The sequence below is a fragment of the Pseudomonas sp. CFBP 13710 genome (genome assembly GCF_014842235.1).
GTDB lineage: Bacteria > Pseudomonadota > Gammaproteobacteria > Pseudomonadales > Pseudomonadaceae > Aquipseudomonas > Aquipseudomonas baltica.
Genome location: NZ_JACYVJ010000013.1, coordinates 51,051 through 75,768, shown reverse-complemented (window position 1 = coordinate 75,768; position 24,718 = coordinate 51,051). Strand labels below are relative to the sequence as shown.

At 62.3% G+C, this 24,718-nt stretch carries 20 protein-coding genes; 18 read left to right on the top strand and 2 right to left on the bottom strand.

Annotation, left to right across the window (positions count from 1 at the left end; genetic code table 11):
- On the bottom strand, positions 1-2,703 hold the full coding sequence (locus IFT44_RS19650; RefSeq protein ID WP_122476591.1) for a [protein-PII] uridylyltransferase: 2,703 nt from the start codon (positions 2,701-2,703) through the stop codon (positions 1-3).
- 53 nt (positions 2,704-2,756) lie between these two features.
- Positions 2,757-3,539: a type I methionyl aminopeptidase gene (map, locus tag IFT44_RS19645; protein WP_192176451.1), complete on the bottom strand. Its 783-nt coding sequence runs from the start codon at positions 3,537-3,539 to the stop codon at positions 2,757-2,759.
- A 346-nt stretch (positions 3,540-3,885) separates the two neighbouring features.
- Here map and rpsB point away from each other — a divergent pair, with 346 nt between their 5' ends.
- The 18 genes from rpsB to tilS all read left to right on the top strand — a co-directional run bounded on the left by rpsB (position 3,886) and on the right by tilS (position 24,557).
- A complete protein-coding gene (rpsB, locus tag IFT44_RS19640; RefSeq protein WP_049862289.1) occupies positions 3,886-4,626 on the top strand; it encodes a 30S ribosomal protein S2 in 741 nt (246 codons plus the stop codon).
- A 179-nt stretch (positions 4,627-4,805) separates the two neighbouring features.
- Positions 4,806-5,678, top strand: coding sequence for a translation elongation factor Ts (gene tsf / locus IFT44_RS19635; RefSeq protein WP_122476588.1), 873 nt, complete (start codon positions 4,806-4,808; stop codon positions 5,676-5,678).
- 192 nt (positions 5,679-5,870) lie between these two features.
- Complete coding sequence (pyrH, locus tag IFT44_RS19630; protein WP_049862287.1) at positions 5,871-6,614, top strand: UMP kinase; 744 nt, start codon at positions 5,871-5,873, stop codon at positions 6,612-6,614.
- Entirely contained in the window at positions 6,611-7,168 is a 558-nt protein-coding gene (gene frr / locus IFT44_RS19625) for a ribosome recycling factor (RefSeq protein WP_122476572.1), read from the top strand. Before pyrH ends, frr begins: the two co-directional genes overlap by 4 nt.
- Positions 7,169-7,184: 16 nt before the next feature.
- Positions 7,185-7,940: a polyprenyl diphosphate synthase gene (gene uppS, locus IFT44_RS19620; RefSeq protein WP_122476571.1), complete on the top strand. Its 756-nt coding sequence runs from the start codon at positions 7,185-7,187 to the stop codon at positions 7,938-7,940.
- Entirely contained in the window at positions 7,940-8,755 is an 816-nt protein-coding gene (locus tag IFT44_RS19615; protein WP_192052794.1) for a phosphatidate cytidylyltransferase, read from the top strand. The genes uppS and IFT44_RS19615 overlap by 1 nt, the downstream gene beginning before the upstream one ends.
- Positions 8,752-9,942 carry a 1-deoxy-D-xylulose-5-phosphate reductoisomerase gene (ispC, locus tag IFT44_RS19610; RefSeq protein ID WP_192176450.1) on the top strand — a complete coding sequence of 397 codons (1,191 nt, stop codon included), beginning with the start codon at positions 8,752-8,754 and terminating at the stop codon, positions 9,940-9,942. The genes IFT44_RS19615 and ispC overlap by 4 nt, the downstream gene beginning before the upstream one ends.
- Before the next feature lie 30 nt (positions 9,943-9,972).
- Positions 9,973-11,322: a sigma E protease regulator RseP gene (gene rseP, locus IFT44_RS19605; RefSeq protein WP_122476566.1), complete on the top strand. Its 1,350-nt coding sequence runs from the start codon at positions 9,973-9,975 to the stop codon at positions 11,320-11,322.
- Between the two features lie 73 nt (positions 11,323-11,395).
- Entirely contained in the window at positions 11,396-13,765 is a 2,370-nt protein-coding gene (gene bamA, locus IFT44_RS19600; protein WP_192057851.1) for an outer membrane protein assembly factor BamA, read from the top strand.
- A gap of 44 nt (positions 13,766-13,809) precedes the next feature.
- Positions 13,810-14,325, top strand: coding sequence for an OmpH family outer membrane protein (locus tag IFT44_RS19595; protein WP_043185097.1), 516 nt, complete (start codon positions 13,810-13,812; stop codon positions 14,323-14,325).
- Position 14,326: 1 nt separating this feature from the next.
- Complete coding sequence (lpxD, locus tag IFT44_RS19590) at positions 14,327-15,382, top strand: UDP-3-O-(3-hydroxymyristoyl)glucosamine N-acyltransferase (RefSeq protein ID WP_122476563.1); 1,056 nt, start codon at positions 14,327-14,329, stop codon at positions 15,380-15,382.
- Between the two features lie 111 nt (positions 15,383-15,493).
- Positions 15,494-15,934 carry a 3-hydroxyacyl-ACP dehydratase FabZ gene (fabZ, locus tag IFT44_RS19585; protein ID WP_043185101.1) on the top strand — a complete coding sequence of 147 codons (441 nt, stop codon included), beginning with the start codon at positions 15,494-15,496 and terminating at the stop codon, positions 15,932-15,934.
- Positions 15,931-16,707, top strand: a complete 777-nt coding sequence (lpxA, locus tag IFT44_RS19580; protein ID WP_192176449.1) for an acyl-ACP--UDP-N-acetylglucosamine O-acyltransferase — start codon at positions 15,931-15,933, stop codon at positions 16,705-16,707. Before fabZ ends, lpxA begins: the two co-directional genes overlap by 4 nt.
- Positions 16,707-17,852, top strand: a complete 1,146-nt coding sequence (lpxB, locus tag IFT44_RS19575; RefSeq protein ID WP_185794265.1) for a lipid-A-disaccharide synthase — start codon at positions 16,707-16,709, stop codon at positions 17,850-17,852. The genes lpxA and lpxB overlap by 1 nt, the downstream gene beginning before the upstream one ends.
- Positions 17,853-17,874: 22 nt before the next feature.
- Positions 17,875-18,504 (top strand): ribonuclease HII, encoded by a 630-nt coding sequence (rnhB, locus tag IFT44_RS19570; protein WP_163007437.1) that lies wholly within the window; start codon positions 17,875-17,877, stop codon positions 18,502-18,504.
- Positions 18,505-18,575: 71 nt separating this feature from the next.
- Complete coding sequence (gene dnaE, locus IFT44_RS19565; protein WP_192176448.1) at positions 18,576-22,097, top strand: DNA polymerase III subunit alpha; 3,522 nt, start codon at positions 18,576-18,578, stop codon at positions 22,095-22,097.
- A 127-nt stretch (positions 22,098-22,224) separates the two neighbouring features.
- Positions 22,225-23,172 carry an acetyl-CoA carboxylase carboxyltransferase subunit alpha gene (locus IFT44_RS19560; protein WP_122476555.1) on the top strand — a complete coding sequence of 316 codons (948 nt, stop codon included), beginning with the start codon at positions 22,225-22,227 and terminating at the stop codon, positions 23,170-23,172.
- Between the two features lie 80 nt (positions 23,173-23,252).
- A complete protein-coding gene (gene tilS / locus IFT44_RS19555; protein ID WP_192176447.1) occupies positions 23,253-24,557 on the top strand; it encodes a tRNA lysidine(34) synthetase TilS in 1,305 nt (434 codons plus the stop codon).
- Positions 24,558-24,718 lie beyond the last annotated feature (161 nt).

The following is a 24,718-nucleotide window of genomic DNA, read 5'->3' as shown; positions in this document are numbered from 1 at the left end:
TCAAATGCTCAAACGGGACAGCTCGACGCCGGGCGCCTGGCTGACACTGAGTTGGTCGATGATGGTGGCCTGCAGCCGACTGCACAGTTGCGGGTCGGACAGGGGCAGATTGTTCGCATCGGTAATGAAGAACACGTCTTCCACGCGTTCGCCCAGCGTGGAAACCTTGGCGTTCTGCAACGACAGGTCGAACTCCAGGAAGATCTTGCCGATGCGTGCCAGCAGGCCGGGCCTGTCGGGCGCGCTCAGCTCCAGGATGGTGACCGGACGCTGGGCATCGTTCTGGATGGTGACCTGCGGGGGGAACGCGAAATGCTTGAGCTGACGCGGCACGCGGCGATGAATGATGTTGGGGTAGTCATCGGGGTTGCGCAGCGCATCGCTGAGGCCCTGGCGAATCTGCGCGATGCGGCGCGGGTCGTTGCCGATCGAGCCGCCGTCGTTGTCCAGCACGATGTAGGTATCGAGCGTGAACTGGCTGCTGGAGGTGATGATGCGGGCGTCGTGGATGTTCAGGTTGAGCTGGTCCATGGCCGCCACCGTCACCGCGAAGAAATCGTGCTGGTCGGGCGCGTAGATGAAGATCTGCGTGCCGCCCTCGAAGTCGCGCTGGGTGGTTTCCTTGATCAGCACCAGCGGATCGCCATTGGCGGGCTGCTGCAGGATGGCATCGGTATGCCAGGCCACGTCGCCGGCGTTGTGGCGCAGAAAATAGTCGTCGCCCAGCTGCGACCAGAGCTGCTCGATGTCGTCCTGATCGGTGCCGCCGCGTACCAGTATCTCCAGCGCCGCGCTCTGCGTGCGGCGGATCTGCTCTTCGCGATCCAGCGGGTTCTCCAGGCCGCGACGCAAGGCGCGCTTGGTTTCGGTGTACAACTGGCGCAGCAAGCTGGCACGCCAGGAGTTCCACAGGCTGGGATTGGTCGCGTTGATGTCGGCCACGGTGAGCACGTAGAGGTAGTCCAGGTGCACCTCGTCGCCCACCTGCTGGGCGAAGTCATGGATGACCTGCGGGTCGGACAGGTCCTTGCGCTGCGCGGTGGTCGACATCACCAGATGGTTCTGCACCAGCCAGACGATCAGGCGGCTGTCCCAGGCGGGCAACTGGTGGCGCTGGCAGAACTGCGCGGCATCCACTGCGCCAAGCTCGGAATGGTCGCCGTTGCGGCCTTTGCCGATGTCATGGTACAGCCCGGCGAGGTAGATCAGCTCCGGCTTGGGCAGGCGCTCCATGACCTTGCTGGCCAGCGGGAATTTCTCCGAAACCTGGGTGTACTGCAGCTTGCGCAGGTGCTTGATCAGGTTGAGCGTGTGCGCATCCACTGTATAGATGTGGAACAGGTCGTGTTGCATCTGGCCGATGATATCGCCGAACTCGGGCAGGTAGCGGCCCAGGATGCCGTAGCGATTCATGCGGCGCAGGTTGCGGTGAATGCCGACTTCGCACTTGAACAGCTCGATGAACAGGCTGGTGTTGCGGATATCGTTGCGGAAGCTGTCGTCGATCAGGTGGCGATGCTCGCGCAGCAGGCGGATGGTGTCCGCGCGCACGCCCTTGATCTCCGGGTTCTGCGCCATCAGCACGAAGATTTCCAGCATGGCGAACGGTGTGCGCTTGAAGACCTGGGTGTGGGTGGCCTCGATGTAGCCATCGTGCAGCTGGAAGCGCGAATTGATCGGCACCGTGGAGCCGGCTTCGGGGTCGCCGAGAATCACTTCCTCGAAATGCTGGATGATCAGGTCGCTGAGTTCGGCGATGCTCATCACCACGCGGTAGTACTTCTGCATGAACCGCTCGATGGCCAGTTTCGCATCGCTGTCCTTGTAGCCCAGCAAGCCGGCGATGGAGCGTTGGTGATCGAACAGCAGGCGATCTTCCGCACGCCCGGCAAGCATGTGCAGGGCATAGCGCACCTTCCAGAGGAATTCCTGGGAAGAGGCCAGCAGGTTGTTCTCGCTCTCTACCAGGAAGCCTTCCCCGGCCAGCGCGTGCAGGTTCAGCGTGCCGAACTGGCGGCGCGCCACCCACAGCAGGGTCTGGATATCGCGCAGGCCACCGGGCGAGCCCTTGACGTTGGGTTCCAGGTTGTACTCGGTGTCGTTGTACTTGTGGTGGCGGGCGTTCTGCTCGGCGCGCTTGGCCAGGAAGAACTCGCGGCTTGGCCACATCCGCTCGGTGCTGGTGACCTCGAGCATGCGCTTGCGCAGCCGTTCCGGGCCGGCGATGGTGCGGCTTTCCATCAGGTTGGTGATGACCGTGATGTCGGCGCGCGCCTGCTCGGCGCATTCATCTATGGAGCGCACGCTCTGGCCCACTTCCAGGCCGATGTCCCACAGCAGCGTGAGAAAGCGCTCGATCGAATCGCGGAACACCTCGTAGTCGGCGCTCTCGAGCAGGATCATCAGGTCGATGTCGGAGTAGGGGTGCAGTTCGCCGCGACCGTAGCCGCCCACGGCGACCAGGGCGATGTCGGCATCCTCGTCCCAGTCGAACTGGCTCCACGCCCGCTCCAGAATGTTGTCGACGAACCAGGCACGGTCTTCGATCAGCCGGCGAATGTCACGGCCGTTGCGAAAACGCTCGTCGAGCACATCGTGTGCCTGGCGAATCGCCTTCTTGAAGGCTGCGATAGGGCTGGCCTTGAGCGCCAGTTCGGCCTGGAACTGGCCGCGATCGAACAACTCCGGATCCACCTGCGGCATGTCGTATTCCTGAAGAGATTAGTGGCCTGAACGGGTTGCCCGCACGCGTGGCTTCACGCCGAGACGCGGGGAATGGTGTCGTCGCTGCGCAAGGTGAAGATTTCGTAGCCGCTGGCGGTCACCACCAGGGTGTGCTCCCACTGCGCGGACAGCTTGCGGTCCTTGGTAATGGCCGTCCAGCCATCGCCCAGCACCTTGGTGTCGGCCTTGCCCTGGTTGATCATCGGCTCGATGGTGAAGGTCATGCCTTCCTTGAGCTCCATGCCAGTGCCGGCACGCCCGTAGTGCAGCACCTGCGGTTCTTCGTGAAACACCTTGCCGATGCCGTGGCCGCAGAATTCGCGTACCACGGAAAAACCGTTCTTCTCGGCGTGCTTCTGGATGACTTCGCCGATGTCGCCCAGGCGGCATCCGGGCTTGACCAGCTCGATGGCCTTGTACAGGCATTCCTGGGTCACCTGCGACAGGCGCTCGGCCCACACCGGCACGCTGCCGACGTGGAACATGCGGCTGGTGTCGCCGTGGTAGCCGTCCTTGATCACGGTGACGTCGATGTTCAGCACGTCGCCATTCTTCAGCGGCTTGTCGTTGGGAATGCCGTGGCAGACCACATGGTTGATCGAGGTGCAGATCGACTTGGGGTAACCCTTGTAGTTGAGCGGGGCAGGGATGGCCTGTTGCTCGTTGACGATGTAGTCGTGGCACAGGCGGTCGAGCTCTTCGGTAGTGACACCGGGCTTGACGTGAGGCGCGATCATCTCCAGCACCTCGGCCGCCAGGCGGCCGGCAATTCGCATCTTCTCGATGTCTTCGGGGGTCTTGATGGTAACGGTCATTCGGGGCTCTCTGAGCGCTTGCGCGCGTTCGCAGGCTGGAAATCGAGGCGATTCTACCAGAGCCGCCGCGGACTGCCGCGCGGCGCTGGCGGCGCCTCTATATAAGAGGTGATGGCGTGCATTGTCGCGCGAATCAGGCAGCGGCGCAAAAGCCGTTGTGCATCGACGCTATTTCAGGTTTCTATATCGGGGCGGCTATGGTATAAAATGCGCCGCTTTCCGGGGATGCCCTGGAAGCAACCAAACCCACACACGTGTCGACACGATGACCTGGGTGCCGGAGGTTATGCCGCCGGTTGGTCATTGGGATACGTGGAGGCTTAACCCGACTTATCAAGGAACTATCATGTCCCAAGTCAACATGCGCGATATGCTGAAGGCCGGTGTGCACTTCGGTCACCAAACCCGTTACTGGAATCCGAAAATGGGTAAGTACATTTTCGGCGCGCGTAACAAGATCCACATCATCAACCTCGAAAAAACCCTGCCGATGTTCAACGAAGCACTGACCTTCGTAGAGCGCCTGGCCCAGGGCAAGAACAAGATCCTGTTCGTCGGCACCAAGCGTTCCGCCGGCAAGATCGTGGCCGAGGAAGCAGCACGTTGCGGCTCGCCGTACGTCGACCATCGCTGGTTGGGCGGCATGCTGACCAACTTCAAGACCATCCGCGCTTCGATCAAGCGTCTGCGTGACCTGGAAACCCAGGCCGAAGATGGCACGTTCACCAAGCTGACCAAGAAAGAAGCGCTGATGCGCACCCGTGATCTGGAAAAACTGGATCGCAGCCTGGGTGGTATCAAGGACATGGGCGGCCTGCCTGACGCACTGTTCGTCATCGACGTCGACCACGAGCGCATCGCGATCACCGAAGCCAACAAGCTGGGTATCCCGGTCATCGGCGTCGTCGACACCAACAGCAGCCCTGAAGGCGTCGACTACATCATCCCAGGCAACGATGACGCCATTCGCGCCATCCAGCTGTACATGGGTTCGATGGCCGACGCGGTCATCCGTGGTCGCAACCACGTGGCTGGCGGTACTGAAGAATACGTTCAGGACGCACCTGCCGCAGCGGTAGAAGGCTGAGTCTAGACGCCCAGCGTTTACTCGGTACGCAAAAAGGGGGCTAGGCCCCCTTTTTGCCACCTCGAGAACCATTGCCGGCATCGTCACCGCTCCAATTGTAAAGAGCCGCTGGCAAGGTCAAGAATTGAGCGCCCGTTAACGGGTGGAATGGTTAGACACCTATCCAAGAGGAATTTGAAATGGCAGAGATTACTGCAGCGTTGGTCAAAGAACTGCGCGAGCGTACCGGCGAAGGCATGATGGATTGCAAAAAGGCCTTGACCAAGGCCGGCGGCGACATCGAAAAAGCCATCGACGACATGCGTGCTTCCGGCGCCATCAAGGCCGCCAAGAAAGCAGGCAACGTTGCTGCCGAAGGCGCCATCGCCGTCAAGGTTGCTGCCGACAACAAGTCCGCAGTCATCCTGGAAGTCAACTCGCAGACCGACTTCCTGGCTCTGCAGGACGACTTCAAGAACTTCGTCGCCGCCAGCGTGGAAAAGGCTTTCGCCGACCAGCTGACCGACGCCGCTCCGCTGATCGCCGCTCAAGAGCCAGCGCGTGAAGCCCTGGTCGGCAAGGTTGGCGAAAACGTCAACATCCGCCGCCTGGTGCGTGTGGAAGGCGACGTTGTCGATGCCTACCTGCACGGCAACAAGATCGGTGTCATCGTTGCCCTGAACGGCGGCAACGCCGAACTGGCTCGCGACATCGCCATGCACGTTGCAGCCAGCAACCCGGAATTCCTGCTGCCATCGCAGGTTTCGGCCGAGGCCATCGAGCGCGAGAAGGGCGTCTTCATGAGCCTCAACGAAGACAAGATCAAGGGCAAGCCAGCCGAGATCGTCGAGAAGATGGTTGCCGGTCGCATCAGCAAGTTCCTTGCCGAAGCCAGCCTGGTCGAGCAGGCGTTCGTCAAGAACCCTGAAGTCAAGGTCGGTGACCTGGCCAAGAAAGCCGGTGCTGAAATCGTTTCGTTCACCTACTTCAAGGTAGGCGAAGGCATCGAGAAGCCTGTCGACAACTTCGCTGACGAAGTTGCCGCACAAGTGGCCGCTGCCAGCAAGCAATAAGACGGATTCGTCCTGTTGCCCCAAAGAGGCTGCCCGCTTACGCGCGCAGCCTCTTTTTCAAAGTTGGTGCCCGGATTTAGCCGCTTACAAGGCGCAGGTCCGGTGGTACTGTCGCAGTGCCGCAAGCTAGAGTTAGGCGCGCCGTACACCGGCCCGTCCAGAATTTATTAAACGCCGCAGGAGAGACACGCAATGGCTCAGCAGGTGAGTGGTCGTCAACCTCGCTATAAACGCATTTTGCTCAAACTTAGCGGCGAGGCCCTGATGGGGTCCGAAGATTTCGGGATCGACCCGAAAGTGCTGGACCGCATGGCCCTCGAAGTGGGCCAGTTGGTAGGCATCGGCGTCCAGGTGGGCCTGGTCATCGGCGGTGGCAACCTGTTCCGCGGTGCCGCCCTGAGCGCAGCCGGCATGGACCGTGTCACCGGCGACCACATGGGCATGCTGGCAACCGTGATGAACGCCCTGGCCATGCGCGATGCGCTGGAGCGCTCCAACATCGCCGCCATCGTCATGTCGGCCATCTCGATGGTCGGCGTGACCGACCATTACGATCGCCGCAAGGGTATTCGTCACCTCAATTCCGGCGATGTGGTAATTTTCGCCGCCGGCACCGGCAACCCGTTCTTCACCACCGACTCCGCAGCCTGCCTGCGCGCCATCGAGATCGATGCCGACGTGGTGCTCAAGGCGACCAAGGTCGACGGTGTCTACACGGCCGATCCGTTCAAGGATCCCCATGCTGAGAAATTCGACCGCCTGACGTACGATGAAGTACTGGATCGCAAGCTGGGCGTGATGGACCTGACCGCCATCTGCCTGTGCCGTGATCACAAGATGCCGTTGCGGGTATTCAACATGAACAAGCCTGGCGCTCTGCTGAACATCGTAGTGGGCGGCGCCGAAGGAACTCTGATCGAGGAAGGCGAAGTATGATCAACGAAATCAAGAAGGATGCGCAGGCGCGCATGCAGAAATCCCTGGAGTCGCTGCAGCACGCGTTCGGTCGTATCCGTACCGGCAAGGCGCACCCCAGCATTCTGGAAGGCGTTCAGGTCCCTTACTACGGTGCCGACACCCCTATCAACCAGGTCGCCAGCATCAGCGTGAAAGATTCGCGCACCCTGCAGGTTGTCGCGTTCGAGCGCAACATGCTCGGCGCGGTCGACAAGGCCATCGGTGCCGCCGGCCTCAACCTCAACCCGACCAACCTGGGCGAGTTGCTGCTGATCTCCATGCCTGCGCTGACCGAAGAAACCCGCAAGGGCTTCACCAAGCAGGCGCGTGACGCTGCCGAAGACGCCCGTGTGGCCGTGCGCAACATTCGCCGTGATGCGCTGAGTCAGTACAAGGACCTGGTCAAGGAAAAGGAAATCAGCGAAGACGAAGAACGTCGCGCCGCCGATGACATCCAGAAGCTGACCGACAAGTTCGTCGCGGACATCGAAACGGCCGTGAAGCAGAAAGAAGCGGACCTGATGGCCGTTTAAGGAATTAGTCCGTCTCATGGAAAAGACCAAGTTGGCTGTACCTTCCACGGTACCGCGGCATGTTGCGATCATCATGGATGGCAACAATCGCTGGGCCAAGAAACGTTTGCTGCCCGGTGTCGCTGGGCACAAGGCCGGTGTGGATGCTGTGCGCGCGGTCATCGAGGTGTGTGCCGAGGCCAAGGTCGAGGTACTGACCTTGTTCGCCTTTTCCAGCGAGAACTGGCAGCGCCCGGCCGACGAGGTCGGGGCGTTGATGGAGCTGTTCTTCAGTGCACTGCGCCGCGAGGCGCGGCGGCTGAACGACAACCGCATCAGCCTGCGGATCATCGGTGATCGCTCGCGGTTCCACCCCGACCTGCAGGCCGCCATGCGCGAAGCCGAAGCGGCCACCGCCGGTAACGACCGTTTTGTGCTGCAAATCGCCGCCAACTACGGTGGCCAGTGGGACATTGCCCAGGCGGCGCAGCGTCTTGCCCGGGAAGTCCAGGCCGGTCACCTCAAGCCGGAGGAGATCACTCCCGATCTGCTGCAGACCTGCCTGGCCACCGGTGACCTGCCCTTGCCGGATCTGTGCATCCGAACCGGCGGCGAGCATCGCATCAGCAACTTCCTGCTGTGGCAACTGGCCTACGCCGAGCTGTATTTTTCCGACCTGTTCTGGCCGGATTTCAAACACGAGGCCATGCGCACGGCGCTGGCCGATTTCGCTTCGCGCCAGCGCCGGTTCGGTAAAACGAGCGAGCAGGTCGAAGCCGGAGCCCGTGCTTAATGCTTAAACAACGCATCATCACTGCGCTGATTCTCCTGCCGATTGCCCTGTGCGGTTTCTTCCTGCTCGAAGGCGCAGGGTTCGCCCTGTTCATCGGCTTGGTGGTTACCTTGGGCGCGTGGGAGTGGGCGCGGCTGGCCGGCTTCGAAAAACAGTCGGCGCGCATTGCCTTCGCCGCCGTGGTAGCGGGTCTGTTGTTCTTCCTCTACCTGACGCCGGGCCTGGCGCCGTTCGTGCTCGGCGCGGCGGTGCTGTGGTGGTGCCTGGCCACGTTCCTGGTGCTGACCTACCCGCGCACCAGCGAACATTGGGCCAGCCTTGCCTGCAAGCTGCTCATTGGCCTGCTGATCCTGCTGCCGGCCTGGCAAGGGCTGGTGCTGCTCAAGGGCTGGCCGCTGGGCAACTGGCTGATCATGACCGTCATGGTGCTGGTATGGGGTGCCGACATCGGCGCCTACTTCACCGGCAAGGCCCTGGGCAAGCGCAAGCTGGCGCCCCAGGTCAGCCCCGGCAAGAGCTGGGAAGGTTTCTACGGCGGGCTGGTGACCAGCCTGCTGATCACCCTGGCGATCGGCCTGGTGCGCGACTGGGGAATCGGCCAGATGCTCGCGGGCCTGATCGGCGCGGCGATCGTGGTGGCCCTCTCGGTCGTCGGTGACCTGACCGAAAGCATGTTCAAGCGTCGCTCCGGCATCAAGGACAGCAGCAATCTGTTGCCGGGCCATGGCGGTGTGCTCGATCGCATCGACAGTCTGACCGCGGCGGTACCGGTGTTTGCCGTGCTGCTGTGGGCTGCCGGCTGGGGCGTGATGTGAGCGGCGTGCAGCGCATTACCGTGCTGGGCGCGACCGGCTCTATCGGCCTGAGCACACTCGACGTCATCGCCCGGCATCCGGACCGCTACAGCGCATTTGCCCTGAGCGGCTTCTCGCGCATGGACGAGCTGTTGGCACTGTGCCTTGTGCATCGCCCGGTGTTTGCCGTGGTGCCCAGCCAGGAGCGTGCCACCGCCTTGCAGCAGGCATTGCGCCAGGCCGGCTCGCGCACCGAAGTGCTGGTGGGTGAAGAAGGGCTGTGCCAGGTGGCCGCTGCGCCGGAAGTGGATGCGGTGATGGCGGCCATCGTCGGCGCAGCCGGGCTGCGCCCTACCTTGGCCGCGGTCCATGCCGGCAAGAAAGTGCTGCTGGCCAACAAGGAAGCGCTGGTCATGTCCGGGGCACTGTTCATGCAGGCCGTGCGCGACAGCGGGGCCGTGGTGCTGCCTATCGACAGCGAACACAACGCGATTTTCCAGTGCATGCCCGGTGATTTCGAGCGCGGCCTGGGCAATGTCGGCGTGCGGCGCATATTGCTGACTGCATCGGGTGGTCCGTTTCGGCAGACACCGCTGGAAGCGTTGGAACAGGTCACGCCGGAGCAGGCGTGCGCTCATCCCAACTGGTCGATGGGGCGCAAGATTTCCGTCGACTCGGCCAGCATGATGAACAAGGGCCTGGAGCTGATCGAGGCGTGCTGGCTGTTCGACGCGCGACCCGCGCAGATCGAAGTGGTCGTGCATCCGCAGAGCGTGATCCATTCCCTGGTCGACTATGTCGACGGCTCGGTGCTGGCTCAGCTGGGCAACCCCGATATGCGCACGCCGATCGCCCATGCCATGGCCTGGCCGCAGCGTGTCGATTCGGGTGTGGCACCCCTGGACCTGTTCGCCATTGCGCGGCTCGATTTCGAAGCGCCCGATGAACAACGCTTTCCTTGCCTGCGCCTGGCTCGGCAGGCCGCGGAGGCGGGCGACAGCGCCCCGGCCATGCTCAACGCGGCGAACGAAATCGCGGTAGCGGCGTTCCTCGAGCGTCGCATACGCTACCCGCAGATCCCGCGTATGATCGAGGACGTCCTCAATCGGGAACCGGTGGTGGCGCTGGATACGCTCGACACGGTCTTCGCCGCGGATACTCGCGCGCGGGACCTGGCCCAGCAATGGTTGAACCAGCACGGGTGCTGACCCCTGCATGGCCGTAGTTCGGAGAGAGTTATGAGTGCGCTCTACATGATTATCGGCACCCTGGTGGCATTGGGTGTGCTGGTTACCTTTCACGAGTTCGGCCATTTCTGGGTCGCACGGCGTTGTGGCGTCAAGGTGCTGCGTTTTTCCGTGGGCTTCGGCACGCCCCTGTTGCGCTGGCATGACCGTCAGGGCACGGAGTTCGTGGTGGCGGCGATTCCGCTGGGTGGCTACGTCAAGATGCTCGACGAGCGCGAGGGCGACGTGCCGGCCGATCAGGTCGAGCAGTCGTTCAATCGCAAGAGTGTGCGTCAGCGCATCGCCATCGTCGCCGCCGGGCCTGCGGCCAACTTTCTGCTGGCCCTGGTGTTCTTCTGGCTGCTGGCGATGCTGGGCACCCAGCAGCTCAAGCCGGTGGTCGGTTCGGTCGAGCCGGGCAGCATCGCGGCAACCGCCGGTCTGATGGCAGGTGAGGAAATCGTTGCGGTGGATGGCGAAAGCACCGCCGGTTGGGCTGCGGTGAACCTGCAAATGGTACGGCGCCTGGGCGAAACCGGTGCCTTGCAATTGACCGTGCGCGAACCTGGCTCCAGCAACGAAGCCACTCGCTCGCTGGCCCTGAACCAGTGGTTGCAAGGTTCCGACGAGCCTGATCCGATTCGCTCGCTGGGCATTCGGCCATGGCGTCCGGCGCTGGCGCCGATACTCGCCGAGCTTGATCCCAACGGTCCGGCTCAGGCCGCCGGTTTGCGTACCGGGGACCGTCTGCTGGCGCTGGACGGCCAGCCCCTGGGCGATTGGCAGCAGGTCGTGGACCTGGTCCGCGAGCGTCCGGACAGCCGAATCGTGCTGCGCGTGGAGCGCGACAACGCGCCACTGGATGTCCCGGTCAACTTGGTTTCCAAAGGTGAAGGCAAGGCCGCCGGGTACCTCGGCGCCGGGGTGAAACCGGTCGAGTGGCCACCGCAGATGCTGCGTGAAGTCAGCTACGGGCCGCTCGATGCCGTGGTCGAGGGCGCCAGGCGTACCTGGACCATGAGCGTGCTGACCCTTGATTCCCTGAAGAAAATGCTGTTCGGCGAGCTCTCGGTAAAAAACTTGAGTGGACCGATAACCATTGCTAAAGTGGCGGGCGCTTCGGCCCAGTCGGGTTTTGGGGATTTCCTGAATTTCCTCGCCTACCTGAGCATAAGCCTCGGAGTTCTCAATTTGCTGCCCATTCCAGTACTGGATGGGGGGCATCTGTTGTTCTACCTGATCGAGTGGGTGCGTGGTCGCCCAGTCTCCGATCGGGTACAGGGTTGGGGAATCCAGATCGGCATCAGTCTGGTGGTTGGGGTCATGCTGCTTGCCCTGATAAACGATCTGGGTCGACTGTAACGCTTCGCTCGTTTGCGAACCTGCCGCTTCTGCGGCAGTTTGTTTATTGCCAGTTGGAATAAGAAAGGACTTCATGAAACGTCTGCTGCTAACTGCGGTTCTTGCCGTACTGATGATCGCTGAAGTTCACGCCGCGTCCTTCACCATCTCCGATATCCGTGTCAACGGGCTGCAGCGGGTTTCCGCCGGCAGCGTGTTTGGCGCGTTGCCGTTGAACGTAGGTGACCAGGCCGACGACGGTCGCCTGGTGGAATCGACCCGTGCACTCTTTAAAACCGGGTTCTTCCAGGATATCCAGCTGGGCCGGGACGGTAACGTCCTGGTGATCACCGTGGTCGAACGACCCTCGGTGGCCAGTATCGACATCGAAGGCAACAAGGCCATCTCCACCGAAGACCTGATGAAGGGCCTCAAGCAGTCCGGCCTGGCCGAAGGCGAGATCTTCCAGCGTGCCACCCTCGAAGGCGTGCGCAACGAACTGCAGCGCCAGTACGTGGCTCAGGGTCGCTATTCGGCGTCGGTCGATACCGAAGTGGTCACCCAGCCACGCAACCGCGTGGCCCTGAAGATCAACATCAACGAAGGTACGGTTGCGGCCATCCAGCACATCAACGTGGTGGGCAACTCGGTATTCCCCGAAGAAGACCTGACCGACCTGTTCGAACTCAAGACGTCCAACTGGCTGTCGTTCTTCCGCAACGATGACAAGTACGCACGGGAAAAGCTGTCCGGTGACCTGGAGCGTCTGCGTTCCTACTACCTGGACCGCGGCTACATCAACATGGACATCGCGTCCACCCAGGTGTCGATCACCCCGGACAAGAAGCACGTCTACATCACCGTCAACGTCAACGAAGGCGAAAAGTACACGGTTCGCGACGTCAAGCTCAGCGGCGACCTCAAGGTCCCCGAAGATCAGGTCCAGCAGCTGATGCTGGTGAAGAAGGGCCAGGTGTTCTCGCGCAAGGTCATGACCTCCACGTCCGAGCTGATCACCCGCCGCCTGGGTAACGACGGCTACACCTTTGCCAACGTCAACGGCGTGCCTCAGCCGCACGACGAGGACCACACGGTCGATATCACCTTCGTGGTCGATCCGGGCAAGCGTGCCTACGTCAACCGCATCAACTTCCGTGGCAACACCAAGTCGGAAGACGAAGTGCTGCGTCGCGAAATGCGCCAGATGGAAGGCGGCTGGGCCTCGACCTACCTGATCGACCAATCCAAGACCCGCCTCGAGCGCCTTGGCTTCTTCAAGGAAGTGAACGTCGAGACGCCGGCCGTGCCAGGCACCGACGACCAGGTCGACGTCAACTACGCCGTGGAAGAGCAGGCCTCCGGTTCGATCACCGCCAGCGTCGGCTTTGCCCAGAGCGCCGGCCTGATCCTCGGTGGTTCGATCAGCCAGAACAACTTCCTGGGTACCGGTAACCGTGTGTCCATCGGCCTGACCCGCAGCGAGTACCAGAGCCGCTACAACTTCAGCTACACCGACCCTTACTACACGCCGGACGGCGTCAGCCTGGGCTACAACGCTTTCTACCGCTCCACCGACTACGACGACCTCGACGTCGACGTAGCCAGCTATGCCGTGGACAGTCTGGGTGCCGGTATGAACTTCGGCTACCCGATCAGCGAAACCTCGCGTTTGACCTTCGGCTTGAGCGTGCAGAATGACAAGATCAAGACTGGTAAATACACCGTTGAAGAGATCTTCGATTTCATCGAGAAGGAAGGCGAGAACTTCACCAACTTCAAGGCTTCGGCAGGTTGGTCTTCGTCTACCTTGAACAAGGGCGTGCTGCCAACCCGTGGCGCTTCGCAAAGCTTGACCGGCGAAGTGACCATTCCGGGCAGCGATCTATCGTTCTTCAAGGTCGACTACCGCAACCAGGCATTCGTGCCGATCACTGAAAACTACACCATGCGCTTCCACACCGAGCTGGGTTACGGTGACGGCTATGGCTCTACCGACGGCTTGCCGTTCTACGAGAATTACTACGCCGGTGGCTTCAACTCGGTACGCGGTTTCAAAGACAGTACGCTAGGTCCGCGTAGTACACCGAGCAGAGGCAAGCGTCCAGGCACTCTTGAGGATCCGGATCAAGATCCTTTGGCATTCGGTGGCAACGTGCAGATTACTGGTGGTGCAGAAGTTCTGTTTCCGCTGCCGTTCGTTAAGGACCAGCGCTCGCTGCGGACTTCCTTGTTCGTTGACGTAGGTAACGTGTTCGACACCAACTGTAATGACACGACCACGGAAGCTGGTGAAAAGGTTCGCTGCAACGACATCGACATCGCCAACATGGCCGTTTCCGCAGGCTTGGGCGTGACCTGGATCACCGCCCTGGGCCCGTTGAGCTTCAGCCTGGCGATGCCGGTCAAGAAGCCTGACAATGCCGAAACCCAAGTCTTCCAATTCTCTCTGGGCCAGACCTTCTAAGGTCTGCTCCTTGGCAACAACAACGGATTTTGTAGGAGTTTATCGTGCGCAAGTTGACTCAAATGGTTGTTCTGGCAGCGACGCTCGCCGCCTCGTTGGGTGCTGCTCCGGCCTTCGCCGACATGAAAATCGCCGTTCTGAACTATCAGATGGCCTTGCTCGAGTCCGACGCCGCCAAGAAATACGCGGTAGACGCCGAGAAGAAATTCGGCCCGCAGTTGAGCAAGCTGAAAACCCTGGAAAGCAGCGCCAAGAGCATTCAGGACCGTCTGGTTGCCGGTGGCGACAAAATGGCCCAGCCCGAGCGCGAGCGTCTGGAGCTTGAATTCAAGCAGAAAGCGCGTGACTTCCAGTTCCAGTCCAAGGAACTGAACGAAGCCAAGGCCGTTGCCGACCGCGAAATGCTCAAGCAGCTCAAGCCCAAGCTCGACGGCGCCGTTGAAGAAGTCATCAAGAAGGGCGCCTTCGACCTGGTTCTGGAGCGCGGTGCGGTGATTGATGTCAAGCCTCAGTTCGACATCACGCGCCAGGTCATCGAGCGCATGAATCAGTCGCGCTGATATGACAGCGACCATGAAGCTCGGCCAGTTGGCCGAGTTCCTGGGGGCCACGGTCAGTGGCGACCCGGAGAAGATCATCACTGGGCTGGCCACCTTGCAGGAGGCCGGCCCAGCTCAGCTGAGCTTTCTGGCCAACCCGCAGTACCGCAAGTTTCTCCCCGACAGCCATGCCGGCGCCGTACTGCTCAAGGCCGCCGATGCCGAAGGCTTTCAGGGCGATGCACTGATCGTCCCCGATCCCTACCTTGCCTATGCGCGCATCTCCCACCTGTTCGATCCCAAGCCCCGCGCCAGCGCCGGTGTTCATCCGACGGCCGTCATTGCAGACGACGCCCAGGTCGATGCCGCCGCCAGTGTCGGGCCGTTCGCCGTGATCGAAAGCGGTGCCAGGATCGCTGCCGGGGTGACCGTCGGCGCGCATTGCTTCATCGGTGCGCGCTGCGAGATCGGTGAAGGTGGCTGGTTGGCGCCGCGCGTGACCCTCTATCACGACGTGCGCATCGGCAAGCGCGTGGTCATACAGTCCGGTGCGGTGCTGGGTGGCGAGGGCTTTGGTTTCGCCAACGAGAAGGGCGTCTGGCAGAAGATCGCCCAGATCGGCGGGGTCAGCATCGGTGACGACTGCGAGATCGGCGTGAACACTGCCGTGGACCGCGGCGCGTTGGCCGATACCCTGATCGGCAACGGTGTGAAGCTCGACAACCAGATCCAGATTGCCCACAACGTGCAGATTGGCGACAACACCGCCATGGCCGCCTGTGTCGGTATTTCGGGAAGCAGCAAGATCGGCAAGAATTGCATGCTCGCAGGCGGTGTAGGCCTGGTCGGGCACATCGAGATCTGCGATGGGGTATTCATCACCGGCATGACCATGGTGACCCATTCGATCACCGAACCCGGTGCCTATTCCTCGGGTACGGCGATGCAGCCAGCGGCCGAGTGGCGCAAGAGCGCCGCGCGACTGCGGCAGTTGGACGACATGGCGCGCCGCCTCAAGCAGGTGGAAAAGCGTGTCGAGGCAGTGACCCAAGGCGGTAAAGCGTCATCTGATGGCTGATACCCTTTCCATATCAAGTGTGCCCAGCCGCTAGACTGCCCCTTGATTTGCAATAGGAGTGTCGCGCGTCAGCCGCGCGCTCCCTATCTTTACTACAGGCTTCCCCCCGAAATGATGGACATCAACGAGATTCGCGAATACCTGCCGCACCGCTATCCCTTTCTGCTGGTGGATCGCGTAGTGGAGCTGGACGTCGAAAGCCAGAGCATTCGCGCCTACAAGAATGTCAGCATCAACGAGCCGTTCTTCAATGGTCACTTTCCCGCGCACCCGATCATGCCGGGCGTGTTGATCATCGAAGCCATGGCCCAGGCCGCCGGCATCCTTGGTTTCAAGATGCTCGATGTCAAACCGGCCGACGGTACGCTCTACTACTTCGTGGGTTCGGACAAGCTGCGTTTCCGCCAGCCCGTGCTGCCCGGCGACCAACTGATCCTGGAAGCCAAGTTCATCAGCTGCAAGCGGCAGATCTGGAAGTTCGACTGCAAGGCTTCGGTCGACGGCAAGCCGGTCTGCTCGGCCGAGATCATCTGTGCGGAACGCAAGCTATGAGTTTGATTGACCCTCGCGCCATCATCGACCCGTCCGCCGTTCTGGCAGATGGCGTCGAAGTCGGCCCTTGGTCGATCGTTGGTGCGGGCGTGGAAATCGGCGAGGGCACCGTGATCGGTCCCCATGTCATCCTCAAGGGGCCGACCCGCATCGGCAGGCACAACCGCATCTACCAGTTTTCCTCGATCGGGGAAGACACGCCGGACCTCAAGTACAAGGGCGAAGAAACCCGCCTGGTCATCGGTGACCACAACGTCATCCGCGAAGGCGTGACCATTCACCGTGGCACCGTGCAGGACCGCGCCGAAACCACGCTGGGCGATTCCAACCTGATCATGGCGTACGCCCACATCGGGCACGACAGCGTGATCGGCAACCACTGCATCCTGGTCAACAACACGGCACTGGCCGGCCATGTGCACGTGCACGACTGGGCGATCCTTTCCGGCTTTACCCTGGTGCACCAGTATTGCCACATCGGTGCCCACAGCTTTTCGGGCATGGGCACGGCCATCGGCAAGGACGTGCCGGCCTATGTCACGGTGTTCGGCAACCCGGCCGAAGCCCGCAGCATGAATTTCGAAGGCATGCGCCGCCGCGGCTTCAGCGACGACGCCATCCACGCCCTGCGCCGTGCCTACAAGACGGTCTATCGCCGAGGCTTGACCGTCGAGCAGGCATTGCTCGATCTGGCCGAGCCAGCGCGTCTGTACCCCGAGGTCGACGTCTTCCTCAAGTCGATCCAGTCCTCGACCCGCGGCATCACCCGCTGATGTCTCACCCCGCAGCGCTGACCGTGGCATTGGTGGCAGGTGAAGCCAGCGGCGATATCCTGGGTTCGGGGCTGATGCGCGCGCTCAAGGCACGCCATCCGCACATCCAGTTCATCGGCGTCGGGGGTCCGCTGATGGAAGCCCAAGGGCTGGTCAGTCGCTTCCCCATGGAGCGTCTGTCGGTCATGGGCCTGGTCGAGGTGCTGGGTCGCCTGCGCGAACTGCTGGCCCGGCGCAAGCAGCTGGTTGCCGAGCTGATCGCGTGCAAGCCGGACGTGTTCATCGGCATCGACGCTCCTGACTTTACCCTCAACATCGAGCTCAAGCTGCGCCAGGCCGGGATCAAGACCGTGCACTACGTCAGCCCTTCGGTGTGGGCGTGGCGGCAGAAGCGGGTGCTGAAGATTCGCCAGGGCTGCGACCTGATGCTGACGCTGCTGCCCTTCGAGGCCAGGTTCTACGAGGAGCAGGGCGTGCCGGTGCGCTTCGTTGGCCATCCCTTGGCCGACACCATTGCGCTGCACGCCGATCGCGGTCAGGCCCGCGCACAGCTGGGCCTGGCGGGTGATTTTCCGGTCGTGGCGCTGATGCCGGGCAGCCGCGGCGGCGAAGTCGGTCGCCTGGGCGAGTTGTTCCTCGACAGCGCCCAGTTGCTGTTGCAGGCGCACCCGCAGATGCGTTTCGTCATTCCCTGCGCCAACCCACAGCGCCGCGCGCAACTGGAGCAGATGCTCGTCGGGCGGACGTTGCCGGTGACCTTGCTCGACGGTGACTCGCACACCGCGCTGGCCGCCTGTGATGCGGTACTCATCGCCTCCGGCACGGCCACCCTCGAAGCCTTGTTGTACAAGCGCCCGATGGTAGTCGCCTACCGGCTGGCGCCCCTGACGTACTGGATTCTCAAGCGTATGGTCAAAAGCCCCTACGTGTCGTTGCCCAACCTGCTGGCCCAGCGCATGCTGGTCCCCGAGCTGCTGCAGGATGAGGCCACGCCCCAGGCCCTGGCCGACCGGCTGCTGCCCCTGCTGGCGAGCGGTGAAGAACAGACCAGCGGCTTCGATGCTATTCACCGCACGCTGCGCCGTGATGCGTCCAACCAGGCGGCCGAGGCCGTGTTGCAACTGATAGGCAGGAACGATGGCTAAGCCTCCACAGACAAGCAGGCAACTGCAGATGGGGCTGGATTTCGATCTGGTCGAAGAGCTGGTTGCCGGTGTCGACGAAGTCGGCCGCGGGCCGCTGTGCGGCGCGGTGGTGACGGCAGCGGTGATTCTCGATCCGCGACGGCCGATCCTCGGGCTCAACGATTCGAAAAAGCTCACCGAAGCGCGTCGTGAACTGCTTTACGAAGAGATCTGCGAGAAAGCCCTGGCCTGGTGCATCGCGCGCGCCGAAGTCGAAGAGATCGACCGCCTGAACATTCTGCACGCAACCATGCTCGCCATGCAGCGGGCGGTGCAGGGCCTGAGCATCACGCCAAGGCTTGCACTGATCGACGGCAATCGCTGTCCGCAACTGGACGTGCCCAGCGCTCCGGTGATCCAGGGTGATGCCAAGGTCCCGGCGATCGCCGCCGCTTCGATCCTGGCCAAGGTCAGCCGCGACCGGGAAATGTCCGCGTTCGAATTGATCTACCCCGGCTATGGCATGGGCGGGCACAAGGGCTACCCTACACCGGTGCACCTGGAAGCCTTGGCCCGACTGGGCCCGACGCCTATTCACCGGCGATCGTTCGCACCGGTTCGTGCCGCATGGCAGGCGCGTGAAAGCAGCGATCAAGCGCCCGCCTGGGTCTAGCAGGCTGATGTTTTGATCAAGGCCCGGTACAATCCGGGCCTTGTCGTTCTACCGCAACCCATAGGATCAACATGTCGGTTTCCTTCGTTCATCTTCGCCTGCACACCGAATACTCGCTGGTCGACGGCCTGGTGCGGATCAAGCCGCTGGTCAAGGCGCTGGCCGGCATGAACATGCCGGCGGTGGCGGTGACCGACCAGAACAACATGTGTTCGCTGGTGAAGTTCTACAAGGCGGCCATGGGCGCCGGCATCAAGCCGATCTGCGGTGCCGACCTGTGGCTGGCCAACCGCGACCCCGATGGACAGTTGAGCCGCATCAGCCTGCTGGCGATGAACGCAGTCGGCTATCGCAACATTACCGAACTGATTTCCCGTGGCTTCATCGAGGGCCAGCGCAATGGCCAGGTGATCGTCGAACGGCAGTGGGTGGCCGAAGCCAGTGAAGGGGTGATCTGCCTGTCGGCGGGCAAGGAGGGCGAGATCGGCATGGCGCTGCTGGGCGGTTACCCGGGCGATGCCGACAACCTGTTGCGCGAATGGATGGCGATTTTCCCCGAGCGGTTCTATGTCGAGGTGCAGCGGACCAATCGCACCAACGACGAAGAATACCTGCACGCGGCTGTGGCCCTGGCCGACCGTCTGGGCGCGCCACTGGTGGCCACCAACGACGTGCGCTTCATCAAGCAGGAAGACTTCGAAGCCCACGAAACCCGCGTGTGCATCGGTGAAGGCCGGGCGCTCGACGACCCGCGCCGCAACAAGAACTACAGCGACCAGCAGTACCTCAAGAGCGCCGAGGAAATGGCCGAGCTGTTCAGCGACTTGCCCGAGGCGCTGGAAAACACGGTCGAGATCGCCAGGCGTTGCAACATCGACGTCAAGCTGGGCAAGCACTTCCTGCCCGACTATCCGATTCCCGATGGCATGACCATTGACGAATATTTCCGCAAGGTCTCGTTCGACGGCCTGGAAGAACGCCTTGCCGTGCTGTTGCCCAGGGACACCACCGAGGATTACGAGGTGCGCCGCCAGGTCTATGTCGACCGGCTGAATTTCGAGCTCGACATCATCATCCAGATGGGCTTTCCCGGCTACTTCCTGATCGTGATGGACTTCATCCAGTGGGCCAAGAGCAACGGCGTGCCGGTCGGTCCGGGCCGCGGTTCGGGCGCAGGTTCGCTGGTGGCCTACGTGCAGAAGATCACCGACCTCGATCCGCTGGAGTACGACCTGCTGTTCGAGCGCTTTCTCAACCCCGAGCGGGTCTCCATGCCCGACTTCGACGTCGACTTCTGCATGGATGGCCGCGACCGGGTCATCGACTACGTGGCCGACAAATATGGCCGCAATGCGGTGAGCCAGATCATCACCTTCGGTTCCATGGCGGCCAAGGCGGTGGTGCGCGACGTGGCGCGGGTGCAGGGCAAGTCCTATGGCCTGGCCGACCGGCTGTCCAAGATGATTCCGTTCGAAGTCGGCATGACCTTGGAAAAAGCCTACGAACAGGAAGAAATTCTCCGCGATTTCATCAAGGTCGACGAAGAAGCCGCGGAAATCTGGGACATGGCGCGCAAGCTCGAGGGCGTGGTGCGTAACGTCGGCAAGCACGCCGGTGGTGTGGTGATCGCGCCGACCAAACTGACCGACTTCGCGCCGATCTACTGCGACGAGGCCGGCGACGGCCTGGTGACCCAGTTCGACAAGGATGACGTGGAAGCCGCCGGCCTGGTCAAGTTCGACTTCCTCGGCCTGCGCACCCTGACCATCATCGACTGGGCGTTGAAGACCATCAACCGCGACCGTGCCAAGGTCAATGACGCGCCGCTGGACATCGCGTTCATTCCGCTCGACGACAAACCGACCTACCAGCTGCTGCAGAAGGCCGAGACCACGGCGGTGTTCCAGCTCGAGTCGCGCGGCATGAAGGAGCTGATCAAAAAGCTCAAGCCCGACTGCCTGGAAGACCTCATCGCCCTGGTGGCCCTGTTTCGACCTGGGCCGCTGCAGTCGGGCATGGTGGACGACTTCATCAACCGCAAGCACGGCCGCGCCGAGCTGGCCTATCCGCATTCGGATTACCAGTACGAGGGCCTGAAGCCGGTGCTGGCGCCGACCTACGGCATCATCCTGTATCAAGAGCAGGTGATGCAGATCGCGCAGGTCATGGCGGGCTACACCCTGGGTGGCGCCGACATGCTGCGCCGCGCCATGGGCAAGAAGAAACCCGAGGAGATGGCCAAGCAGCGCGGTGGCTTCATCGAAGGCTGCGCGAGCAACAATATCGACCCGGACCTGGCCGGGAACATTTTTGACCTGGTGGAAAAATTCGCCGGCTACGGTTTCAACAAGTCCCACTCTGCCGCCTATGGCCTGGTGTCCTACCAGACCGCCTGGCTCAAGACCCACTACCCGGCGCCGTTCATGGCTGCGGTGCTCTCGGCAGACATGCACAACACCGACAAGGTCGTGACCCTGATCGAAGAAGTGCGCACCATGAAGCTGCGCCTGGACGCGCCGGACGTGAACAATTCCGAGTTCAAGTTCACGGTCAACGACGACGGTCGCATCGTCTATGGGCTGGGCGCGATCAAGGGTGTCGGCGAAGGCCCGGTGGAGGCGATCATCGAGGCGCGTCAGGCCGGCCCGTTCAAGGACCTGTTCGATTTCTGCGAGCGCGTCGACCTCAAGCGCATCAACAAGCGCACCCTCGACGGCCTGATCCGCAGTGGCGCGATCGACCGGCTGGGCCCGCATTTCCATGATGAAACCAAGGCCTACCAGGCCAACATCGATCGCAACCGCGCAGTCTTGCTGTCCGCCATGGAAGGGGCGATCAAGGCGGCGGAACAGACCGCACGCACCCACGACAGCGGCCACGACGACCTGTTTGGCGGGGTGTTCGTCGAAGCCGACGCCGATGTCTATGCCAGCCACCGCAAGGCCAAGGAACTCACGCTCAAGGAGCGGCTGCGCGGCGAGAAGGAAACTCTGGGGCTGTACCTGACCGGGCACCCGATCGACGAATACGAAGGCGAGATCCGCCGCTTCGCACGCCAGCGCATCATCGACCTCAAGCCTTCGCGCGAAACCCAGACGGTGGCGGGCATGGTCATCGCCCTGCGGGTGATGAAGAACAAGAAGGGCGACAAGATGGGTTTCATTACTCTCGACGACCGTTCGGCACGTATCGAGGCGTCGTTGTTCGCCGATGCCTTCATGTCCGCTCAGTCGCTGCTGCAGACCGATGCGATGGTGGTGGTGGAAGGGGAGGTCAGCAACGACGATTTTTCCGGGGGGCTGCGCCTGCGCGTCAAGCGCGTGATGAGCATGGAGGATGCGCGCACCAACCTGGCCGAAAGCCTGCGCCTCAAGGTGCACGCCGACGGGCTGGGCGGCGACCGGCTGGGCTGGCTCGGTGAATTGTGTCGCCAGCACCGTGGCGCCTGCCCGATCACCATGGAATACACCAGCAGCGATGCCAAGGCCACGCTGCAGTTTGGCGAAGGCTGGCGGATCGACCCGGCCGACAGCTTGATTCAAGCGCTGCGTGACCAGTTCGGCCGCGAGAACGTCTTTCTGCAATATCGTTGAACTGGCCCTGCGGGGCGGGTTCGACCACAATTAATAAACTCGACCTGAACGCGCCGTTTCCTTTAAGGTATGGCGCCAAACGGATCAACCGGCCGGCCGCTTGGCCGTCGACCCAAGACGGATGCCTATGAACCCGAATTTTCTTGATTTCGAACAGCCGATCGCTGACCTGCAAGCCAAGATCGAAGAGCTGCGCCTGGTAGGCAACGACAATTCGTTGAACATCGGCGACGAGATCTCTCGTCTGCAAGACAAAAGCCGCACGCTGACCGAAAGCATCTTCGGCAACCTGACCAGTTGGCAGATTGCCCGGCTCGCGCGTCACCCGCGCCGCCCGTACACCCTGGACTACATCCAGCACATCTTTACCGAATTCGATGAACTGCACGGTGATCGGCATTTCTCCGACGACGCCGCCATCGTCGGTGGTGTCGCCCGCCTCGACGACCAGCCGGTGATGATCATTGGCCACCAGAAAGGCCGTGAAGTGCGCGAGAAGGTCCGTCGCAACTTCGGCATGCCGCGCCCTGAAGGCTATCGCAAGGCCTGCCGCCTGATGGAAATGGCCGAGCGCTTCAAGATGCCGATCCTCACCTTCATCGACACACCGGGCGCCTATCCGGGTATCGATGCCGAAGAGCGCAACCAGAGCGAAGCGATTGCCTGGAACCTGCGGGTCATGGCGCGGCTGAAGACGCCGATCATCGCCACGGTCATTGGCGAAGGGGGGTCCGGTGGTGCGCTGGCCATTGGCGTCTGCGACCAGCTGAACATGTTGCAGTATTCGACCTATGCGGTGATTTCGCCCGAAGGCTGCGCGTCGATTCTGTGGAAGACTGCCGAGAAGGCGCCGGACGCTGCGGAAGCCATGGGCATCACCGCCGAACGCTTGAATCACCTGGGCATCGTCGACAAGGTGATCGATGAGCCCCTGGGTGGCGCCCATCGCGATCCGGCCGCTGCCTCGGCCCTTATTCGCGCCGAGCTGACCAGCCAGCTGGACATGCTCAAGGGTTTCGACACCGAGACCTTGCTCGGCCGCCGCTATGACCGGTTGATGAGCTACGGGTTGTAAGGGTTCAGACCGCAGTGCGCCCTCTGCCCGCGAAGGGCGCACCGCCGATCCCGAACCATGGACTGAAAAGGGGTCGCCCCATGCGTGAACCCTCTGCCCTGGCCCAGCGCCTGAGCAACAGGCTGCAGCCTTATCTGCAATCCCCCGCCTGGCACCTCGCCCTCTCCGGTGGCCTCGATTCCACCGTCCTGCTGCACCTGTTGGCCAGCGTGCCCAACCGTCCAGCGCTGACCGCCATTCATATCCATCACGGCCTGCAAGCGGTTGCCGACACCTGGCCTGCCCATTGCCAGGCACTCTGCGATCAGCTCGATGTGCCCTTGCAGGTGATCAAGGTTCGAGTGCAGGACGGTGCCAGCCTGGAGCAAGCCGCACGCCAAGCGCGCTATCGCGCTTTCGATGCGCTGCTCGGCGCCGCTGATGTGCTGTTCGCAGCCCAGCATCAGGACGATCAAGCCGAAACCGTACTGTTTCGTCTGCTGCGCGGCGCCGGTGTGCGAGGGCTTGCAGCAATGCCCAGGCAGCGGCCGCAAGGGCAGGGGGTACTGGTGAGGCCGTTGCTCGACGAGCCTCGCGCCGAGTTGCTTGCCTACGCTCGCAACCATGGCCTGCAGTGGATCGAAGACCCCTCGAACACCGACACGCGTTTCTCTCGCAACTATCTGCGTGGCGAGGTCCTGCCCGTGATCACGGCGCGCTGGCCCCAGGCTGCCGGCAGTATCGCCAGGGCCGCCGCGCACCTGAGCGAGGCGGCGCAGCTGCTGGATGAACTGGCCGCCGGGGACCTTGCGCCTGCGCACACGGCTGGCGAACCTTCCTGGCTGGCATTGCCCAGCCTGACCCTGGCGCCGCTTCGTACCCTGTCCGAAAGCCGTCAGCGCAATGCCCTGCAATACTGGCTTGCGCCCCTGACGCGCTTGCCCGATACCCAGCACTGGGTTGGCTGGACGTCCCTGCGCGACGCGGATCCCGCCGCTACGCCCGTCTGGCGCCTGGCCGACGGCGAGCTGCACAGGGCCCACGGGCGGATCTGGTGGGTCAGTGGCCAATGGTCGCAGGCCCAGCCCCCGTCTCAGGATTGGCCAGACACCCGACAAGCCTTGCAGTTGGTCGGCAACGGCGAGGTGCATTGGCAGGGCGGCCCGTTGCCGGGGCACGCGCAGATCCGCTACCGCCAGGGCGGCGAGCGCCTGCGCCTGCCCGTTCGCGGCGAGCGTGACCTCAAGCGCTTGCTCAATGAAAGCCGGCTGCCAGGGTTCGTGCGCGATCGTTTGCCGCTGCTGTTCATCCACGACCGCTTGGTTGCCGTGGCCAACCTGCCGCTGTCTGCCATCGAAGGACGACTGCTCTGGTCGCCGACAACCGGCGAGCAGAGTTTGAGATGAAAGGGGGAATCCGGTAGACTACGCTCCCTTCTTGATACAACTTCTGTGAACCCACCGGATTCACGGACGTTGCCGATTGCCAAACCGTTTTTGGCCGTCGGGGGCTTCGGCCTTCCTTCGCTTTCCCCGGCGGCTTCTGCCGCTTTAACGCAGACTTCTAG